Origin of the sequence: Sulfitobacter sp. SK011 (assembly GCF_003352065.1) — a bacterium.
Taxonomy (GTDB): domain Bacteria; phylum Pseudomonadota; class Alphaproteobacteria; order Rhodobacterales; family Rhodobacteraceae; genus Sulfitobacter.
In genome coordinates this window covers 3,308,436-3,329,380 of the sequence record NZ_CP025803.1, presented here as the reverse complement: position 1 = coordinate 3,329,380, position 20,945 = coordinate 3,308,436, and the positions used below count along the sequence as shown (strand labels likewise).

15 protein-coding genes are annotated in these 20,945 nt (G+C 56.4%); 12 read left to right on the top strand and 3 right to left on the bottom strand.

Features of this window, described 5'->3' with window-relative positions; genetic code table 11:
- Position 1 precedes the first annotated feature (1 nt).
- Positions 2-1,909, bottom strand: coding sequence for an adenylate/guanylate cyclase domain-containing protein (locus C1J02_RS16330; protein WP_162798358.1), 1,908 nt, complete (start codon positions 1,907-1,909; stop codon positions 2-4).
- A gap of 190 nt (positions 1,910-2,099) precedes the next feature.
- Here C1J02_RS16330 and C1J02_RS16325 point away from each other — a divergent pair, with 190 nt between their 5' ends.
- The 7 genes from C1J02_RS16325 (at position 2,100) to C1J02_RS16295 (ending at position 11,066) form a co-directional block, all read left to right on the top strand.
- Positions 2,100-3,467 carry a S8 family serine peptidase gene (locus C1J02_RS16325; RefSeq protein ID WP_114879524.1) on the top strand — a complete coding sequence of 456 codons (1,368 nt, stop codon included), beginning with the start codon at positions 2,100-2,102 and terminating at the stop codon, positions 3,465-3,467.
- A 268-nt stretch (positions 3,468-3,735) separates the two neighbouring features.
- Positions 3,736-4,491: a DUF3365 domain-containing protein gene (locus C1J02_RS16320; protein WP_114879523.1), complete on the top strand. Its 756-nt coding sequence runs from the start codon at positions 3,736-3,738 to the stop codon at positions 4,489-4,491.
- A gap of 98 nt (positions 4,492-4,589) precedes the next feature.
- On the top strand, positions 4,590-7,187 hold the full coding sequence (locus C1J02_RS16315; protein ID WP_162798357.1) for a response regulator: 2,598 nt from the start codon (positions 4,590-4,592) through the stop codon (positions 7,185-7,187).
- The gene (locus tag C1J02_RS16310; protein WP_114879521.1) at positions 7,184-7,549 is read left to right on the top strand and encodes a response regulator; all 366 of its coding nucleotides are present in this window, start codon (positions 7,184-7,186) and stop codon (positions 7,547-7,549) included. Before C1J02_RS16315 ends, C1J02_RS16310 begins: the two co-directional genes overlap by 4 nt.
- Positions 7,550-7,554: 5 nt before the next feature.
- Positions 7,555-9,105, top strand: a complete 1,551-nt coding sequence (locus C1J02_RS16305; RefSeq protein ID WP_114879520.1) for an adenylate/guanylate cyclase domain-containing protein — start codon at positions 7,555-7,557, stop codon at positions 9,103-9,105.
- Positions 9,106-9,346: 241 nt separating this feature from the next.
- Complete coding sequence (locus C1J02_RS16300) at positions 9,347-9,544, top strand: hypothetical protein (protein WP_114879519.1); 198 nt, start codon at positions 9,347-9,349, stop codon at positions 9,542-9,544.
- Between the two features lie 274 nt (positions 9,545-9,818).
- Positions 9,819-11,066: an AGE family epimerase/isomerase gene (locus tag C1J02_RS16295; RefSeq protein WP_114880660.1), complete on the top strand. Its 1,248-nt coding sequence runs from the start codon at positions 9,819-9,821 to the stop codon at positions 11,064-11,066.
- A gap of 955 nt (positions 11,067-12,021) precedes the next feature.
- Here C1J02_RS16295 and C1J02_RS16285 read toward each other — a convergent pair.
- Positions 12,022-12,651 (bottom strand): TVP38/TMEM64 family protein, encoded by a 630-nt coding sequence (locus tag C1J02_RS16285; protein ID WP_162798356.1) that lies wholly within the window; start codon positions 12,649-12,651, stop codon positions 12,022-12,024.
- Between the two features lie 273 nt (positions 12,652-12,924).
- Here C1J02_RS16285 and dctP point away from each other — a divergent pair, with 273 nt between their 5' ends.
- Genes dctP through C1J02_RS16270 form a run of 3 tightly spaced genes read left to right on the top strand, consistent with a single transcriptional unit; the run spans position 12,925 to position 15,712 of the window.
- Complete coding sequence (dctP, locus tag C1J02_RS16280) at positions 12,925-13,890, top strand: TRAP transporter substrate-binding protein DctP (RefSeq protein WP_114879516.1); 966 nt, start codon at positions 12,925-12,927, stop codon at positions 13,888-13,890.
- A gap of 6 nt (positions 13,891-13,896) precedes the next feature.
- On the top strand, positions 13,897-14,391 hold the full coding sequence (locus C1J02_RS16275; protein ID WP_114879515.1) for a TRAP transporter small permease: 495 nt from the start codon (positions 13,897-13,899) through the stop codon (positions 14,389-14,391).
- Between the two features lie 4 nt (positions 14,392-14,395).
- Positions 14,396-15,712 (top strand): TRAP transporter large permease, encoded by a 1,317-nt coding sequence (locus tag C1J02_RS16270; RefSeq protein WP_114879514.1) that lies wholly within the window; start codon positions 14,396-14,398, stop codon positions 15,710-15,712.
- Positions 15,713-15,852: 140 nt separating this feature from the next.
- On the opposite strand, the gene C1J02_RS16265 is transcribed toward C1J02_RS16270, so the two are convergent.
- Positions 15,853-16,731, bottom strand: coding sequence for a LysR family transcriptional regulator (locus C1J02_RS16265; protein WP_114880659.1), 879 nt, complete (start codon positions 16,729-16,731; stop codon positions 15,853-15,855).
- A 107-nt stretch (positions 16,732-16,838) separates the two neighbouring features.
- On the opposite strand from C1J02_RS16265, the gene C1J02_RS16260 reads away from it, so the two are divergent.
- Both C1J02_RS16260 and C1J02_RS16255 read left to right on the top strand, forming a co-directional pair.
- Positions 16,839-18,398: a proton-conducting transporter membrane subunit gene (locus C1J02_RS16260; protein ID WP_114879513.1), complete on the top strand. Its 1,560-nt coding sequence runs from the start codon at positions 16,839-16,841 to the stop codon at positions 18,396-18,398.
- Between the two features lie 23 nt (positions 18,399-18,421).
- On the top strand, positions 18,422-20,824 hold the full coding sequence (locus C1J02_RS16255; protein WP_205389824.1) for a YbcC family protein: 2,403 nt from the start codon (positions 18,422-18,424) through the stop codon (positions 20,822-20,824).
- Positions 20,825-20,945 lie beyond the last annotated feature (121 nt).

Here is a 20,945-nt window from a genome sequence, read left to right as displayed (position 1 = left end):
ATTACTGTGGAGCACCAGCCTGACGCAGACGGTCGCGAAAAAGGTCCGCCTGCGCAGGGTTGCTGTAAAGTCTTCGGGTACGCCCGTACGCCGAAAGATTAAAATTTGGTTCCAGTTCCAAAAGTTGGGCGATTGCTTCGTTCGCCTTTTCACCATTTCCCAAAGCGATCTGTGTCACCGCCAATGTGCGCAGCGCGCTGGTGTACCGGGGATTTTCAGCGAGGCCGCGGGAAAGCCAGATCAATGCTCTTTCGTAATTTCCGGCATCGTAATTCGCAATTCCCAGAAATGCGTAGTGAATGAACAACCACTGATCAAATGGCGACAGCCGCAGTGACCGTTCGGCGGCTGCGATGGCTTCTTCATGCCGGCCGAGACTGGATAGCGTGACACTGGACAAGAGCCATGCGGTTGAACTGTTGGGATTGATTTCGGTCGCGTGTTCCATGTGGGTGATCGCGGTTTCGAAATCGCCGAACAAATACGATCTTACGTGTCCGTAGGTTGCCTGCGCCAGCGCGTTGTTTTCGTCGATACGAATAGCGCGCATGGCAAGTTCGGCTGCTTTGGCTGAATCGTCTTGAGGATCTTTGGACCAACCCTGTCCAACGTTCAGACTGTACCACCGTGCCGCCCAGGCCAAGGGCAAAGAAAACCCCGGATCGGCTTTGATGGCTTGATTGAGATGGCTTAGGGCGCTCTCGAACTGTATTCGTTGCAGACTGCCGATCAGATCGAGGGCTTTGAGGTAGTTGTCGTAGCCAGACAGGGACGAGGGCCATTTTCGAAAGACCCTGCGTCGTTCGGCCGAATGCACTCCCGGCAATAAATGGGTCAGCGTTGTTTCGACAATCTCGTCCTGAACAGCAAAGATATCTTTTACTTCAAAGTCCCGCCGCAGGCTGGTGAGCTGCTGTCCGGCACCCGCGTCAAGCAACTGGGCGGAAATACGGATGCGGTCGTTTGACCGACGAATTGTGCCAGTGATCAGGTAACGGACATCCAGAACTTCGCCAACGGCCTTTGGATCTATCGGCTGTCGTGCAAATGCCAGCGTTGAAGATCGCGAAATGACGGTCAGGTCTTCGTGGCTCGAAAGGGATACGACAATGTCCTCGACGATGCCGGCACCGAGATAGTCGTCCTTTTCCTGCCCGCCCAAGTTCACAAACGGCATCACCGCTATTGAGGGTAATTTGGTGATGCCGGGTGCCGGTTCGCTGTGGTGGCGCCCGTCAGTCATCAGTTCAAAGGCCATCACATCGCCGTCAATGTTACGCAGGGTGACGGGACCAAACGGGCGCGTTTCAAATTCGGCGTGATCTTTGATTTCTTCCTGCACGGACTGGGTCAGAACCACGCCGCCCGTCGGTGTGAGTTCCTGCAATCGGGCGGCGACATTTATGCCATCACCCAGCAGATCCTTGCCATCGCGCAAGACCGTGCAGTAATTCAGGGAAACCCGCATCGAAAGCCCCTGACGGCGTTGTCTTGCCTTGGACTGAAGCTCGCGACTCCATTGCACGCCGTCTACAGGGTTTGTGAATGTCGCGAAGATGCCATCGCCTGTGGTGTTGACCAAAACACCGCCATGAGATGCCAATAGCGGCAATATCAATTCTTCGCGCAGCCCCGTCCAGCGATGAAACGTCCCTTCTTCGTCGGCACGCATCATGGCAGAGAAACCGACCACGTCGACGATTGCGAGGCAAAGCAGTTGCCGTGCCGCAGACGTTTGCGTTCTGCGGTCAGGCTCGGGTGGCGAGGTCAACGCCACAGGTGTGTCGTCGGTGCCCGTTGTTGGGCTGCTATTTGCTGAGACCAAAACCGCGTAATCATCACCATTTCCTTTGCCTGGCAAAGAAGGTGCTGGAATGAAATTCTTGGCAGAACAAGATTGCGGCGACATCAATTTACCACCTTTCACGTGCATTATTGGTCAATTTGGGGTAAAAGTTAACCCTATGATGCAATTGGACCGCCAAGATTGCATGAATATTTTTTGATGCACTGGTCCATGCGACGCTATGCGTGGCGTGATTTGAGCCTGAATTTTTGGCATCCGAAGCCCTGCGCCTCTGTCCGAAGAGGGAACACCGATGGCCGTGAAACTTTATATTTTCGACGAGAGCAAATTTATGCTGGCGACGAACCTGGATGCGGTTGGGTATAGTCTTTCAGATTTTAATCCGCCGGCAGGGCTGATCCCGGACGGGCCGAGCAACAATCCTTGGAAAGCACTCGGTCCGGACGACGAACCAATCAACCAGCCACAGGCCGCCGGCTTGGGGTATGGCTGGTCATTCGAGGTCGGCTCGGCGGCAGAAGCCCGCACTTTGATTGACGATTTCAGGAACAGAGCGCGTTCCATCGGGAGAGCGGACATATCCCGCGTTCTGGGGATAGATGTGACGCCAAGTTCAATGGGTCTTGCAGAGCGGGGCCAGCACTGGTGTTCAAACAGTGGGCATGGATATCACTTTGGCACACGACGTCTTGGTCGTGGGCTTATCGCGGCGGGTGCGCTGGGCGACAAAAAGCTCACTGGAAAAGGGGTCAAAGTGTTTCTGGTCGATCAGGGGGTCAGCCAAACCTATATCGAGGGCCTTGGCGGCACATACGGTGGCGGAATGTCCTGGGAGGTTGATGGTGAGGTCAAGTTTCCGGGCCAAGGGTCATCTAATAATGTCAGGCTGCCCCACCAGCATGGGTCGATGTTGATGCGATCCTTGATCGAGCTTGCCCCAGACGCCCATTTTTATGATCTGCCGATGATCCCCGGCAGAATTACGGATGTCGAAAGCTTTACCATCAAGGCACTCTTTGGACTCTTTTTCCTGAGGTACGTTTATTTGTCACAAACCGGTCCATGGGTGATCCTTAATGCATGGGGAATTGTCGACCGCTTTGCCGAAAGTCTGAGGGGGTACTATACAAATGATCCCGATCATTACCTGAACCATCTCGTCAAACTGATTGCTCAGAAACATGATGTTGTATTTGCCGCTGGAAACAGCGGTCAATTTTGTTCGGACCCGCGATCAACCGTCTATGACAGAGGACCCTCGCGCAGCATATGGGGCGCAAACGGCTTGTCCGACGTCACCTCGGTCGGGGCGGTGCGCACCGATGGGGCCTGGATCGGTGCATCCTCACAGGGGCCGGGACCAGAAGGGTTCGTAACGGAAACGGACACTCCCAAGAAACCTGACCTCTGCGCACCAAGTTGGTTTGTGGAAGATGGCAACGCCCATTTGCGCAGCGGTGGCACCTCGTCAGCATCGGCTGTTGTGGCGGGCGCAATCGCAGCACTTCGAGAGGGGTGGGACGTATCCACAGTTGCGCCCGCAGAAATGCGCAGAGCGTTGCAGGATGGTGCACGCCGGGTGACATCGCCGGGTTGGAACGATCGGACAGGTTTTGGAATTCTGAACCTCAAAGACACAATGACGCAATTGTCGGCTTAGCTGGCTTGCGGCGTTGTCATGCAACACCGGTGCGGGCGGGCAGGGTGCTGATATTACGGCACATTATGCGAAACATGTTGTCGCTTTGTTTCATGACGTTGAATTGTAAACGTTAAAGCGAAGGACCAAAGGTCCACGAAGTGCATGACCTGGGGACCGACGCCGTATCAGTATTGTTCTGGACCTTCGTGCACTTCACCCATTACCGTTAGGTCCATTGTCTTAAAGATGTTAGAAGAGATTATTTTAGATAAAAGGAGTGTTTCTGATGACCAAATTTTGGCCAATTCTCCTCGTTTCCTTTTCTTTGCTTATTGCAGCAAAACCAGATCCGATTGCAGCCCAGCAAAGCCTTGCCGCGCTGGCGGATGAAGGGCAGCGGCTTGCCTCGCTCTTGCGGGTCGGGCGCGGGGTTATTTCCAACAATCAAGACCTCATAAACGATCCCACCATCGGTGACAAAGGCCTGAGCAGCGCGGCATTTATGAAAGCCGTTGAAGCGAACTACATCGAATTGCACGGCACCGCGCCGCTTGAAGGGGGGCTGAGCCCGGAACAGATACGCCTGACCGAGGCCCAGTTGGCATCCATGTCTGAGGTGATGGACGAGCATCAGGATTTGATCAATTCGGAAGGTATGGCTTTTAAGGGTTTCATCCCGGCGATATTTGCGCGGCTGGTGAACGAACGCTTTGTCAGCAAGTTGGGTGACGACGCCAAGGTTAAGGTCACGGCACCCCTTCACCTCGTGCGCAACCGAAAGGCCCGCCCGGATGAATGGGAAAACGCGGTTCTGACGGACAAATTCAACAGCGCGGACTGGCCAAAGGGTGATGCCTTTTACGAAGAGATATCGGTTGATGGATCGATGACCTTCCGAATGCTGATACCCGAATATTACGGTGAGTCCTGCCTGTCGTGTCATGGCGGACCAAAGGGTGAAGTGGATGTCACGGGCTTTCCCAAGGAGGGCGGTGCCGCAGGCGATCTTGCGGGTGCGATCAGCATCACACTTAAGAAATGAATTCAGGGCCACGACAGACCCTGCGCGCGCGTGTCGCGCGCAACAGCATCGCCTTTAAGATAGGGTCGCTGTCGGCCGTACTTTTGGCGGCTCTGTTTGTGAGCACTGCCATCATGGCGTGGGAGTTGCGGCAAAATCAAAAGTTGGTCGAACAATCGACCGAACGGTTTCACTATCTTGAACTTGCAGCAGAGGCGGACCGTGATTTTGGCGAGATGCGCTATTGGCTGACTGACCTTTCGGTCAGTTTGCTTACGCTCTCTGAACGCCGGGCTCAGGCCGCGCGCGAACGGCTTAATGAGAAACTTGCAGAAGTTGAGAAATTTGCCCCGGACGCCGTGACGCAGATCAGGCGCGGCGTGGAAGATTACGCGAATGCGGCGCTGGAGGCAGCGGACGCCTATACCGAAGAGAGGCGGGTGATCGGCAACACATTATCCGCTCAGGCGCGGCAGGGCAGCGACGCTGTGGATGGCGCGCTCAAGACCCTGATCAGCGACCTTGCAAGCCAGGCTGCGAACAGCGAACAACTGGCCGCGAGTGCAGCGCGGCGGTCCATGATCAGATCCGTCGTGGCCTGCATAGTGATCCTGATTTCAGGGTCATATCTGACGTGGCGGGTGCTTGGGTCGATACTGTCCCCCCTGAGCAGGATCAACCGGGCAATTTCCGATCTGAACGCGGGCGTCGAGGACGTGGAATTGCCCACCGAAGGCCCTGACGAGCTTGGCCGCATGTCGAGCGCCGTGCGTGCCCTTCACGAAAGTCAGGGCTACCGCAGGAAACTTGAGGCTGAAGCCGAAAACCAGCGGATGACGATATTGACGGCGATAGAAACCATTCCGGACGGCTTTGCCCTTTTTGATGCGGACGATAATCTTGTTCTGACAAATGAACGGTACCGGAATATGTTTTCCAACATTGCGCATCTCCTGCACCCCGGCACGCCGTTTCGGGATATTCTTGCTGCGAATGCGGCCAGCGATCCTGAGGCCACTGGCGGCATGGCCCCTGAGCAATGGATCGAAGAGAGGTTGAGAGATCATAGAGAGCCAAGTGCGGTCCGCCGCGAAGTGCGGATCAACGGCGCTTGGGTCCATGTCTCAAGAAGCAAAACCCCGGACGGCGGTACCGTTGCCGTCTACAGCGATATTTCCGACCTGATCCAAAAGCAGGCCGAGCTTGAGGAAGCGCGAGAAGGCGCTGAAACCGCCAACGAAGCGAAGAGCCGGTTTCTGGCCTCAATGAGTCATGAGCTGCGCACGCCGCTCAACGCGATTATCGGGTACAGTGAAATGCTGATCGATGACGCGCAGGATTCCGGCGATGACACGTCTGTCGATGATCTGGAAAAGATCATGAATTCTGGTCAGCACCTGCTGGCTTTGATCAATGACATCCTCGATTTGTCCAAGATTGAAGCGGGGAAAATGGAAGTCCATATTGAGCGCTTTGCGATTGCACCGCTTGTCGAGGATGTGGCCGCCACGATCCGGCCCATCATCGAAAAAAACAACAATACGCTGGTCACTGAGATCAAGGCCCGCAGCGCAGACATCAATACAGACAAGACCAAATTGCGTCAGAACCTTTTCAACTTGCTGTCGAATGCCGCGAAATTCACCAAATCCGGTAGGATCGAGCTGATCGTTGATGACAGTGATGGCGCAATCGACTTTACGATCCGCGACAATGGGATCGGCATGACCGAAGAGCAAAAGGGACGTCTTTTTCAGGCCTTCATGCAAGCCGACAGTTCGACCACGCGCAACTATGGCGGCACAGGTCTGGGTCTGGCCATCGTCAAGCAATTCACGGAAATGGTCGGCGGTATTGTGAAGGTTGAGACGGAACCGGGCAAAGGGTCAGCTTTTACGCTCAGCTATCCCAATCAGATGCCATCAGATCAATTGCACATGGGCGCGCATCCCGATCAGGGAAAGGCGGGTTCAGTACTGGTCATTGATGACGATCCCAAGGCGCTTGAAGCGATGACCCATTTGCTGAATGCCGAAGGATTTAAGCCGATCACGGCTTCCAACGCGAACGCCGGGCTGGAACTGGCGGCCAAGCACCGTCCCGACGCCATCGTGCTCGACATCATCATGCCCGAGCGCGATGGCTGGTCCGTGCTGCGCGCACTCAAGGACGATCCGGATCTTTGCGAGATACCCGTCATCCTTGCAACAGTGCTGGGAGATCGCGAAATGGGGCTGGCGTTTGGTGCCGTGGATCATCTGACCAAGCCGATCAATTCACAACGGCTTATTGATACGTTGAATGCGTTTTCCGGCGGTGCCGACCGGGAAGCGCTTGTTGTTGACGATGATGCCGCCAGCAGGGCCCTTTTCAGGCGTATTCTTGTGCGCGAAGGTTGGGCTGTTCGCGAAGCTTCAGACGGCGTCAGGGCTTTGGCGCAATTGGAAATCAAGCTTCCCACGCTCATGGTGCTGGATCTGATGATGCCGAACCTCGATGGTTTTGAAACGCTTCGTGCGCTGCGCGAACGGCGCGAATTTGACGCGCTTCCGGTTATCATTGCAACCTCGAAGGATCTGACACGGGAAGAAATGGATTGGCTGCAATCACATGCCCTTGATGTTGTGATCAAAGGGCAAAGTGGCCGTGCCGACCTGATGGCTGCGATCCGGCGAAACCTTGTCACCTCTGACAGGAAAGGAGATATTGTCCCATGACCAAGATTCTAATCGTTGAGGACAATGACATGAACCTAGACATGTTGTCGCGGCGATTGATCCGAAAAGGTTTTGAGATCATCACAGCCCGTGACGGTCAGGAGGGTGTGGACCAGGCAGGCAAGGAATCCCCTGATCTTATCTTGATGGACATGAGCCTGCCGGTTCTGGATGGCTGGCAGGCGACGCGGGCGATAAAAGGTGATCCCGCGACATCGGAAATTCCAGTGATCGCCCTTACCGCACACGCGATGGAGGCCGATCGTGAGAACGCAAAACTGGCGGGCTGCGACGAGTTTCACACCAAGCCGATAGACTTTGCTGTCCTGCTTGATCAGATCAACCAGCTTACGCCGCAATAACTGACATGGAAGAGGCCGATAGAATTAACCGTCAGGCGCTTTCGACCAGAATTGCGCAGCGGCTGTCCGGACCTGCTGAAACCATCCTCGGCTTTCAGACCCTCATCGTCGCAAGCCTCAAGCGCGAGGGCCTGACAGACAGCATCGACGACGCTTTGATGGTCCTTGAGGCGGCGCAAACCCTTGAGAAAATGATTACAAAATTATTGTCGTCTGACGGGTTCACAACCTTGTCGCAGCTTGACGATGCGACTTTGCGTCATGACCTTCGCACGCCCGTGAATGCTATTATGGGCTATTCTGAGTTGATCCTCGAAGAAACGGCGGGATCGCTGGGATCAGCGATTGAGAATGACATTCGTACTGTCCTGAAAGAATGTGGACGGTTGCTGGAACAGGTGGATGGCCTTGTTGGGTTTTCTGGCAGCGATATTGATACGATGGACGTTGAAAAGGTTGACGCCGACATTGCCAAGGCGCTGGCGCAGTCGCTTGCGGGTGCTTCCGTTTCATCCGAAAACACCGCGGGCCGTATTTTGGTGATCGACGATATTGAGGCGAACCGTGAATTGTTGCGGCGAAACCTGATAAATCGAGGTCACAACGTCACGACAGTAGCTTCTGCCAGTGCCGCGCTTGAATTGCTGGAAACCACCGATTTTGAGCTGGCTCTGGTCGATATTCTGATGCCTGATATGAATGGCATCGACCTTTTGGGTCACCTCAAGAGCAACCCGCGTTGGCGCAACATGGCAGTGGTCATGGTCACGGGCCTCAAGGACATCCATGTTGTTGTGAAATGCATCATGGCTGGCGCAGATGATTATCTTCAGAAACCGGTTGAGTCCGTGCTGTTGTTTGCCCGCGTCGAAAGCTGTCTGGAGCAGGTGCGCTGGCGTGCGCGCGAACGTGAATTTTTGGCGCAGATCGAGCTGGAAAAATCGCGTGCCGACGGTCTTTTGTTGTCGATGCTGCCTGAAATGGTGATCAAACGACTGGCAGCGGGGGAAAAGGTTATCGCTGACCGGTTTGACAATGCCACGATCATTTTCGCAGATATTGTCGACTTTACCCCGATGGTTGCACGCACAAATCCGTCGGAACTCATCAGCCTGTTGCACGATCTGTTTTCCGCTTTTGATGTGCTGGCCGATCAGCATGGTATCGAAAAGATAAAGACTGTCGGGGATGCTTACATGGCGGTCGCCGGGGTGCCGCATCCGCAGGATGATCATGCGGACCGCGCGCTTGAATTTGCCCGGGGGCTGATCAAGGTCATGGCGGACGGATTTGGGACAGATGCGCCGCTCAAGCTGCGGGTTGGCCTGAATTCGGGCCCTGTTATTGGTGGCCTCATCGGGCAAAAGCGGTTTGTCTATGACGTGTGGGGCGAAGCTGTGAACCTTGCCAGCCGCCTTGAAAGTTCTGGCGTTTCAGGCCGCATCCAAATCTCGCAGGCCACGCTGGATGCACTTGCAATACCACCTGTGGACCTGCGTTCCAGAAGCAGCCAGATCAAGGGCGTCGGCAAAATACAGACCTTCATCCTGGATTAAAGGGGGCCGGGTGCCAGATAGGCGCGTCGCCGATCGTTATCGCAGCGCTTCAAAGCGGTTTCATTGCGACCCCACCCACATGCATTGGACAATAACAGGTCCAATGCGCGATTTTGGCATGATTTCGCCATGTTATTGCCACAACAGCCGCACAGGCTCGACGGGGCCTTTACCTGCGCTATTGTAAGGACATGAGAAACAATAACGCCATAGATGCACTTTTGATGGAGGATCGCACATAATGTTCATACTTGGATTCCTCACCGCCGCATATCTTTTGATCGCACTTTTTGCGCTTTTGATGACGTATGACGAACAGCAGCAGACCGGTAAACGCGGCATCATGCTGACAACGCTGAGCGTTCTTGCCTGTCTTTTCTGGCCCCTTACGTTCCTGACCGTTGCTGTGGCTGCACAACACAGCGCAACGCAAACCTAAAGCCTGACGCATTAGGGACGAAAACAGCACAAGAGTTTACAGTTTGGTTTCTGTCTTTGATGGATATCCCGCAGCCCCGGCTTTGATCGGGGGTGTTTTTGGGAGCTGCACGAAATCGCTTGCGGTCAAAGATTTCGTGCAGGCAGGATCTGTTGAAGTTATCTGTCATCTGCACTGATTGGATTCGACCGCGATCTTGCATGCGGCACAGGCGCATGCCGGGTCGGGCCGCGCGCTATCTTGCGCCGCTGAACGTCATCGGAAAGGCAATTGGATGAAACATCAACACCCGCCGGGACCATCAAAGGTGCCGGGTTTCTGGCTAGACGATGGTGAGCACCGGAACTGGCTCAAGGCCGAGGCCATTCGGCAGTTGACGTTTTTCGCGGCCAGCGAGCGGGATGGCCCGGGGTTTTTCACTCTGGACCCGGCGGGCAGGCCGCTGCCGGATGACACACAAGAACTGCACACCACCACCAGGCTTGTGCATTCCTTTGCGCTTGGCAACAGTTGGAGACATCCAGCGGCGGACCGGATCGTTGATCACGGCATGGCCTATCTCGCAAGCCATCACCGCGATGCAGACCACAGTGGCTATCTCTGGGCGCTGAACGGGGATGCAATCGTTGATGGCCGCAAATTGGCGTATGGGCATGTCTTTGTCTTGTTGGCCGCAGCAAGTGCAAAAATGGCCGGACACCCGGATGCGGATGCGTTGATCGCTGATGTGAGCGGCATTCTCGACAAACACTTTTGGCAGGATGACGTCGGCCTTTTCAAGGATGAATGGAACAGGGACTGGACGCCATTTTCCACGTACCGGGGCATGAACGCGAACATGCACGCGGTCGAAGCGCTGCTGACTGCGTATGAGGCGACCGGACAAGAGGTATATTTGAACCGCGCAGGGCGCATCCTCGACTTTTTCACTGCCCGCATCGCACCTGCCGAAGCGTGGCGTTTGCCTGAACATTATACTCAGGACTGGGAAATTGACCGTGCATACGCTGGCAACCCCATGTTTCGTCCTGCCGGAACGACACCGGGTCATTCGTTCGAACTTGGCCGGCTATTGCTTCAGCATTGGGATTTGTCAGGCCGTTCAGGACAAGAAGCACCTGTGCGGGCGCGACACCTGATTGAACAAGCCCTAAGTGATGCGTGGCGGATGGATGGTGGCTTTGCCTATACGCTGGATTTTGAGGGGAACATCGCAATTGCCTCTCGGTTCTGGTGGCCCGTGACCGAAGCAATTGGCGCGGTCGCCGCTCTGATCAAGCTGGAGCGACAGACGAATGATGAGCAGTGGTATCGACGGCTCTGGACCTTTGCCAGCACGCATTTCATCGATTATGAACACGGTGGATGGTTTCCGGAAATAGATGACGCCGGTCAGGTCACCAGCACGATCTTCAAGGGGAAACCCGACATATACCATTCTGTTCAGGCCTGCCTTTTTCCGTTGGCTCACGGGCTGTCGAGGCATGTAAGTGACCTGAAAGATCTTGCGCGAAGGTCATAGAAAACGGGCGTGTCATGCGGGCATTCGGTGATTCTGGTTGCTCTGCATGGTTCTTCAGAACCTGCGCAGTTGCCATGTTTTCTACGTCCGCGGGGCAGCGTCAAAGCGGGCTTGAAATACCTCTCATTGATTCTGTGTGGCCGCAGCTAGGTCGGTTTTCCCTAACCACAATACATAAAAACCGTACATTTTGCAGGCACTGCGGAGTGACCTTGCACAATGAATACCAATTCACATAATAGTTTCCCGCTAAGAGGGTAAACCAATCATCCTGTATTGGTGAATTTTCGTTTTCAAAGAAATTAAAATCAATCAGTTCCAGAACCGACTCCCGGTACGATAGAAAGAGTAACGACATTTTAGCCAGACTGATTTTAGGCTGCGTCCTGACACGATCGGATCAGGTAGCTCAAAAGTGTTTTAACGAGTACCGGTCGTGCGGGACCCTCCTGCACGGCCTTTTTTTAAATCCAGGCTGGTATCTGGGTGCAGCAAATGGAAGACTGTATGACCAAGGCACAGACATCTGGCGCTGCACATCACAGGCACCCGTCTAATGCTCACATTCTGAAAGAGCCGTCCGAAGAATTGCTTGCTGACCGGCTGGACCGAAAGCACGCTTTGTTCACCGCGGCTTTCATTGTCATATGTGCTTCGCTGATCGCGTTCCAGTTTGTTCGGTGATGTCTTGTCAGTTCCCCTATTCTCACAATATGGCGGCTATTGCGGTGCCTGAACAAGCGGGGCAATGTTTCTAGCCCACGCTTGGCCTGTCGGTGTTGGAGGGCACCGGCGGGCCTCTAACCATTCGGGACACGCATGTTTCAGCGTTAAGGCTCGTCCGCCTCGCCTTTGAAAATGCAGCCAAATCAAACTTTGGTGCAGGCATTTAAGACCTGAGGCGACGTGGACGAATAAGGTCAAGCGGCGGCCTGAAAGTTGAAGACCGAACAATCTAGCTGCGCTTTTTCAAAAGTTTCGACAATATAACAGCACCGATAATGCAGGCAGCCGCGAGAAGTGTGATCGCGTGCCAGCTCAGTGTTTTCATTTGCGCGCCCAGATAGGCCGAAAGTATGGTTAATGGCAGGATCCCCAATCCTGTCGTCCAGACAAATGTCCAGATACGCACCCTTGTTAAACCGGCCGCATAATTGATGAGGTTGAACGCAATGACCGGAATAAAACGGCAAATGAGCAATGCAAGTGCGCCGCGATCGTCAGACCAGCTGTCCAAAGCGTCAGCCTGCTCCTCCGATATCCAGTTTCGGATAGCCTCCTGACCCAACCATCGGGATAGAAAAAATGCTGCAAGCGCGCCAAACATCGCGCCGACCCAAATGAGGGCACTGCCCAGCACGGTTCCGAATACGGCACCGGCGCACAGGGCCAGCAGCTCTGCCGGGAAGGGAACAAAACTATGCACGATCATCAAGCCAATCACTGCAACGGGTGCCCAGAAACCCAAAGAACGAAGCTGAGCGGCCATTTCTTCTGGGTCGGGCATGTCGATGCCGCCCAGGTACAAGAAGACTGTTCCCAGAAGAATCACGCCCCCAAACGCTACGAAAACCGCCTTTTGCATTGATGTCACACCTGATTTGGCCCCGAAAGAGGGACACATGATTGGCGACCGAACATAGCACGGCCTGTCGGGCCATTGATTGCAAAACAGCATGACGCTTTTTCTTTTAGGAAGGCAATGGCCGGGCAATGGGTGTTCAGGCACCTGTCTAGTCATTTAACGGTATGGAAAATTGACTAGTCTACAAGGCACCGCTACGATACATATGCAAATACATATAAAGCGGAGCCGGACCATCAGGCCCCGGACTTCACACTTACCGGGAGGGCCATCATGAAAATCAAGACCTTGCTCAGCGCCGCCATACTGGCGACCGCCACATTCAATTCCGCAGCTTTGGCACAGGAAGTCACGCTGCGCGGCGTGTCCGCCTTTAATCTGGGGACAACCTTCAGCCGCGAATTCAATGCATTTGTGGAATGGATCAATGAAAACGGCAAAGGCGTCGTGCAGATCCAGCTTGTTGGTGGGCCAGAGGCGGTGCCGCCTTTTGAGTTGGGCAATGCCGTCCAGTCGGGTGTGGTGGACATTGCCAATAACACCTCGGCCTTTTATCCCAACCTTGTACCGACAGGCGACGCGATACATCTTGCCGAAAACACCATTCAGGAACAGCGCGCCAATGGCTGCTATGACGTCATTGATCGCGTGCACCAGGAACAGATGAACGTGAAATACCTTGGCCATGCGGGCGACGGTATGGGCTTTCATCTGTATCTGACCAAACCGATCACTGGACCAGACCTGACCGGTCTGACGATACGCACAACGCCCGTTTATCAGGCGATGTTTTCGGCACTTGGGGCCAATCTGGTGCGCACAGCGCCCGGCGAAGTTTACAGTGCGCTGGAGCGCGGGGCGATTGACGGGTATGGCTGGCCCTCGCAAGGGGTGCTTGATCTGGGCTGGGACGAACAGACGAAATACCGCGTCGATCCGAGTTTTTACAACGTGGATGTTAATCTGCTGGTCAACCTCGACGTCTGGAACAGCCTGACCGATGCGCAGCGTGCCAAGCTTGAGGAAGGCGCGGCGTGGATGGAGACGCTGAACGCGAACAACGCCGAAATCAACATTGCCGAATACGCAAAACAAGCTGATGCGGGCATTGAGACAATAACGCTCGACGGTGCGGACGCGGAAAAATGGCTGACCACTGCACGTGATGCTGGCTGGGCGGCTGTCGAGGCTGTTGATCCGCCGCTGGCGCAAGAACTTCGGGCCTGTCTGACCAAGTAACCGGGCATGATCGGACAGCTTTTTGATCGGTTGCTTTGGATGCTCGCGGCAATGTCCGCGGGCATTCTGGGGGCAATTGCGGTTGTGATTGCGATCAATGTGGCGCTGCGCAATTTTGGCTTGCCGGTGATCTACGGAGCACTTGATGCGATCCAATATGCGCTGATGATTGCCACCTTCATGGGAGCACCTTGGGTGCTTTTGCGAAATGGGCACGTCAAGGTTGACCTGCTGTCCGCGTCTTTTTCGCCGCGCAGCGAAGCCACCCTTGGCCGCGCAACCAATCTTATCGGGGCAATTACTGCCGCAATTCTTGCGTGGTACGGATTGCAGGCGGTGCTTGCTTCCGCTGCACGCGGGTCGATGATCCGCACTTCCTTTGTGATCCCTGAGTGGTGGATGTTGGCTTTTGTGCCTCTATCGCTGACGCTTTGTGTTATCGTTTTTGTACGCAAAGTGCTGCGCCCCGACCCCCCTGATCACGCGCTGAGCGGTCTTTAACGGGATGGATTGGGGTCTCTTTCTGACGTTGATGCTGGGTGGTTTGGCAGTGCTTCTGCTGATGGGCATGCCGGTGGCTTTCGCATTTATCGCGGTGACCACCGTCGGCGCATATCACGTGCTTGGTGGCGAGCGCGGCATCCTGCAACTGGCACGTAATTCCGCGCAATCGGTGGCCAATTTCCAACTGGCACCGATCCCGCTGTTCATCCTGATGGGCGAGATCCTGTTCCAGACCGGCGTTGCGCACCGCGCCATTGACGCAATTGAACGGGTCGTGACGCGCATTCCGGGGCGGATGTCAGTCGTCACAATCTTTGGCGGCACCATCTTTGCAGCACTTTCCGGGTCGACGATTGCCAATACCGCAATGCTGGGCAGCACGCTGCTGCCGGGCATGTTGAAACGGGGCTATCATCCCTCCATGGCAATGGGGCCAATCATGGCATCGGGTGCGATCGCGATGCTGATCCCGCCTTCAGCGCTGGCCGTTCTGGTGGGCTCGTTGGCAGGGATTTCCATTGCGGGGCTGTTGATTGCGGGGGTTATCCCCGCTTTGCTACTGGCGGTGTTGTTTGTCGTATATGTTGTCGGGCGCAGCATTCTGGACCCTTCTGTGGCACCGCCCGACACGCTTGAACAGATGAGCATGAAGGAACGATGGACCCCCTTTGCGATCTATGTTCTGCCCCTCACAATCCTCTTTTTCGTTGTGATCGGATCGTTGCTGATGGGGATCGCCACGCCCACTGAAAGCGCCGCACTCGGCAGTCTTACCGCGCTTGCCATCGGCGCGGCCTATCGGTCACTGAGTTGGGCCAAGCTGGGCCGAGCGTTGATGGAAACGCTCAAGCTTTCGGTGATGATCCTGTTCATCATCGCGGCAAGTCAGACCTTTGCGCAGGTGCTGTCGTTTTCAGGGGCCACCAGTGGGTTGATCAATGCGATAAACAGCTTTGATCCGACCCCGTTGATGGTGCTGCTGGGCATGATCGGCATCTTGCTTTTTCTGGGTTGTTTCATTGATCAGGTGTCGATGCTGATGGTCACCGTGCCTGTGTTCGTGCCGTTGGCGCAGGCGATGGGGATCAACGAACTTGTGCTCGGCGTGGTTTATCTTCTCACAATGGAGATCGGGCTACTGACACCCCCCTTTGGCCTGCTGCTTTTTGTGATGCGCGGCGTCGCCCCACCAGAAATTCGCATGCGCGACATCTATTTTGCGGTGACGCCATTCGTGCTGATCAAGCTTTTTGTACTCGGCCTGATCGTATGGCTGCCTGCGCTTGGTACCTGGCTGCCCGAGTTGATGGGACGCTGAGCGTTTCGTCGCGGTCAAACGCAACCCCTCTTTGCCAGATTGGTGTTCATATGTCCAATGGGGTGAGCAATGAGGCGCAGGTGGGTCAGCAACAATATCTTAACGATGCCCAGGACCCCGTTTGGCGGGGTGCAGGCGGCCTAGATGTCGCGGTCCGCAAGCAAGTCCGCCAGCACCGGGTTTGGAAATCGGCGTGTGATTGTCACCGCGAAAAAGGTTTCTCCGATACCGGGCAGGCGATCCACTTCGATCAGCCTGCCGGAGTTCAACTCGTCCTGCACAACAATCGGCGGCAGAACGGCTAGCCCCACGCCTTCGCGTGCAAGCAGGCGCATCATCGCCATGTCGTCGACCTCTGCCGCAATTAACGGTCGGATGCCAAGCCGTTCGATCCATGCGTCAAATCCGATCCGAATACCTGTGTCGGCGGTCGGCAGTATAATGGGCTGGGTGGTCAGAAGGTCGATCAGGTCAAGCTTGCCCTTGAGGCGGCCTGGCGTGCCGACAAGGCTGACAGGTTGCTCGGTCAGACGGTGCGAGACAAAGGGCGACACCGCATCCTGAAACGGGGGGCGATTGCTGAGGACGACATCTAGGTTGAGTGTTTCAAGCGCTTGCAGCAGGGCCGTGTTGGTCCCGGACCGCAAGATGATTTCCACATCAGGTCGGTTCAATATCGGACGCAAAAATTCCATCTGGAAATTGCGCGACAGCGTTGCAAGCGCGCCGACCCGGATGGCTTGGCGGATGCGACCCTTTTCCTGCAACGTCCCGACCAGTTCGCGCCCCGCTGAAAAGATCGTGTCGGCATGATCAAGCGCAATGCGCCCGGCTTCGGTCAACACAAGCTGCCGGCCGCGCCGTTCAAACAGAGTATGACCCAGATGGGCCTCAAGCTGTTTGATCTGAACGGAAACAGCGGATTGCGACAGGTTCAGCCGGTCTGCTGTGCGGGTCAGGTTCCCGTCGTGGGCAACAGCCCAGAAATACCGCAGATGGTGATAATTGAATTCGGCCATATACATTCATAAAACAGAACGGTTTTGAATAAACAATGAATTTTTATTAATAGTTGGAGGCTGCTATCCGTCCGGTGCGCCAAATTCCGGCCGATAGGAGACCTGCCTTGTTCATCGCCACACTTCCGCTCTTCGCGCCAATCGCCCTGATCGTTGCTGCGGTCATTTCTTTTCGCAGCCCGCAATTTCGCCCGGCCCGAATGCTGCGCCACGTTGAAATTGCGGCGCTGGCCGCAATTGCGGTTGCTGTTCTGTCGGGCCTGACCCTTGTTCTTGGAGGGGCATCGACCAGCCCGCTGATCGGGATTGCCGGTCTGGGCCTTGCCATGCGCCTTGATGCGGTCAGCGTCGTGATATTGTTGCTGGTGACTTTCGTGGGCTGGATCGTCGTGCGCTATGCGGCGATCTACATGGACGGCGAGGCACGGCAGGGGGCGTTTACAGGATGGCTTTGTGCGACGCTGGCGGCTGTGATGCTGCTGGTGATTGCCGGAAACATCCTACAGTTGCTGCTGGCTTGGGTCGCGACCAGTCTGTCTTTGCACAAGCTTCTGCTTCATTATCCTGACCGGATCGCGGCGCAACGTGCGGCGCGCAAGAAATGGGTGTCAGCGCGGTTGGGGGATGCGGCACTGTTGCTTGCGGTGATCCTGATCTATGGCACCTATGAGACAGGAGACATTGCCGCGATCATGACGGCGGCCCAGGTCGGAGGGGCCAATGACGGCAGCATTTGGATCGCTGCCGCGCTTGCCTTTGCTGCGATCGTCAAATCCGCGCAATTCCCGCTGCATGGCTGGCTGACCGAAGTGATGGAAACGCCAACACCTGTTTCTGCGCTGCTGCATGCGGGGGTCATCAACGCGGGTGGCTTTCTATTGATCCGCTGCGCCGATCTGATGCTCTTGGCACCCGGCGTGCTGGCAATACTGGTGATGGTTGGCGGGTTTACGGCGCTTTTTGGCGGGCTGGTCATGCTGACGCAATCCGCAGTCAAAACATCACTGGCGTGGTCCACGGTAGCGCAGATGGGGTTCATGATGTTTCAGTGCGGGCTGGCGCTTTTCCCGCTGGCGCTGCTGCATATCGTGGCACATTCGCTGTATAAGGCGCATGCCTTTCTGGCCTCAGGCACAGCGGTTGAGAATGTCACGGCGATCCGGCGCCCGGGGCCAGTGGCGATCCCGAGCGGGGCCGCAGTTGGCCGGGCCTTTCTCATTGCCCTTGCGATATATGCCATCATTGCTTTCGTCTTTGGGGTGGCCGGAAAATCACCGCAGGCCATCGCTCTTGGTGCGATCCTGATCTTTGGTGTGGCTTATCTGGTGGCACAGGGTCTGGCTGATGCTGCGCCCTGGGCGCTGACGCAGCGCACGGCTGCCTATTCGGTTGCTGCTGTAATCGGCTACTTCGCGCTTCAGACCGGGGCAGAGTGGCTGATGCTGGGCACCTTGCCACAGACCCCGCCGCCCGGCCCGCTGGAATGGGCGCTGATTGTGTTGGCACTGCTCAGCTTTGGACTGGTGGCCATTGCGCAGGCGCTTTTCCCGCTCTGGGCCTATCATCCCGCCGCCGCAGGGCTGCGCGTGCATCTGGCCAACGGTCTTTATGCCAATGCCGTTTTTGACAAACTGCTGGGTGGTTGGTCGACCACGCGCGCCTTTTGATCTTCGTGAAAGGACACAAAGAGATGAACATGCATTCAGACATTCCAACCGCCACGATCACGTCGGCGGGCGATGCCGCCGCACGGGCCATACCGCCACTTTGGCCGCTGGCTTCTTCCGTTGCTGTGAACCCATTTCTGGGTCAGTCCGGTGAAACACTGGCGCAGGTGGGTGCGCGGCTGGGCCGTGTCGGTGGGGTGCCTGTCACCATGCCGCGGGACTGGTATCAGACCCGCATCGCGGACGGCACGATCACCGATACCGATCTGGGTGACGCGCTCGCCGCATACGGTGGCGCAGACATGCCCAGTCTCACAGACCTTAAACGTCTTGCTAGCACTGCCGCGACCCCGCCCATGCCGCAACCAACGGTGGCGGATCTTGCGGCTGAGGTGTCTGGGATTGATTGGTCCGGCATTCTATCAAATCGGTTTGGCGCATGGGCGGCAGGGTATTTTGATCAGGGGCAGGCGCTTTGGGCGGCACCGCGCAGGCGCGGGGCCTATGATGCCTGGCGGCAAAACGCGACCCATGACCTGACGCCTGAGATCGTGGGGCTGAAAGGCTTTGCACAATTTGCCAGCGATACGCCCGATACCGCAGAGGCGGCGACGGCGCGGGCGATCAAGCGGCTTGGGCTGAGCGCAGCGGCGCTGGAAACCTATCTGCATCAGCTGCTCTTTGGCCTTGGCGGCTGGGCGCAGGTCGGGCGGCATCACCTGTGGCAGGCAGAACTTGCAGGTGGGCAGGACCATACCCTGACCGATATCCTGACCATCAGGTTGTTGTGGGAAGAGGCGCTTTATGTCCAATACGAGGATCAGATTGCGGCCAAATGGGATGCGGTAAAGGCTGCACATGCCGCGCCCCTGGTCCCGGACGCGGATGTGCTGGCCAATGTCATCCTGCAGGAGGCTTGGGAGCGCGCGGCTCAGCGTGCACTTGCGCAAACCCTCAGCACTCCAATGCAACAAATCAGCACGGCACGCCCGGCGCTTCAGGCGGCGTTTTGCATCGACGTCCGTTCAGAGGTGTTTCGCCGGGCGTTGGAGGCGGTAAATCCCGGTATCCAGACCCTTGGTTTCGCGGGTTTCTTTGGATTGTCTGCAGCGCACAGGAGTTTCGCCTCAGATGTGGAAGAGCTGCGTCTGCCAGTGTTGCTCAACCCCGGTGTGACGTCGACCTCTCGGGGCAATAATGTGGGCGCGGATCAGACTGCCCGTTTCAGGGCCCGTGCCAGCCGCGCATGGGGCCGGTTCAAGCTAGCTGCCGTGTCGTCCTTTGCCTTTGTTGAAGCGACGGGGCCGATCTATGTTGGCAAGCTGCTGCGCGATGCACTGAACCTTGCGCCAAATACCGTACCCGGCGGACCAGCGCCACGGATTGACCCGGCCCTTGATCTTGACGGACAGGTGAATGCCGCAGAGACCATCTTGCGGGCAATGTCGTTTACCGAGAACTTCGCGCGGTTGGTCGTGCTGGCGGGGCATGGGGCGAATGTGGTCAACAATCCCTTTGCCAGCGGGCTGCAATGCGGGGCCTGCGGCGGCTATTCCGGTGAGGTGAATGCGCGGCTGCTCGCCGGCCTTTTGAACGCGACGGAAGTGCGTCAAGGCCTTGCCGCGCGGGGCATTGAGATACCCGTCGATACGCTGTTTGTCGGCGCATTGCACGACACCACCACGGACAAGGTGACGCTTTATCACGCAGACCATCCTTTGGTGTCGCATATGGCCGACCTGAGCCAGGCCAAGGATTGGTTTGCCGCGGCAGGGGCCGTCACACGGGGCGAACGGGCGCTGTCATTGCCCCGTGCATCAGGTCAGGGCGACATCGTGACCCGCAGCAGGGATTGGGCCGAGACACGGCCAGAATGGGCTCTTGCAGGTTGCAAGGCTTTTGTGGCGGCCCCCCGATACCGGACTGCCGGCAAGAGCCTTGAGGGGCGCGCATTTTTGCATGACTACAACTGGGAGCAGGACAAGGAATTCGGGGTGCTGGAACTGATCATGACCGCCCCTGTGGTTGTCGCCAGCTGGATCAGCCTGCAATATTATGGGTCGACAGTGGCACCGGAGGTGTTCGGATCAGGCAATAAGCTTTTGCACAATGTGACCGGGGGCATCGGCGTGGTCGAAGGAAATGGTGGTGTCTTGCGCGCCGGATTGCCCTGGCAGTCTGTGCATGATGGGCAAAGCCATGCGCACGAACCATTGCGCCTTTCAGTCTGTATCGAAGCCCCACGCGACGCGATGAGCGACATTCTGGGACGGCATGAGGGGGTGCGCGCCCTGTTTGACAACGGTTGGCTGCATCTTTTTGCGCTGGGCGAGGACGGTCAGATGACCCATCGGTATGAAGGGAACCTGACATGGTCAGAGATCGAACCATCTGTGCAGAAGCGCCCAGAATTGAAAGTCGTCTGACAGCCGTTCGGGGGCGTGTCGAGCGCGGTGGCTCAAATTGACATAGCGTTGCGTGGTTCAGGCCAGTGCGGGCGGCGGGTGCAGGCAGCAAATCCTTCTCGAAAGCATCTGTTGCTGGTCG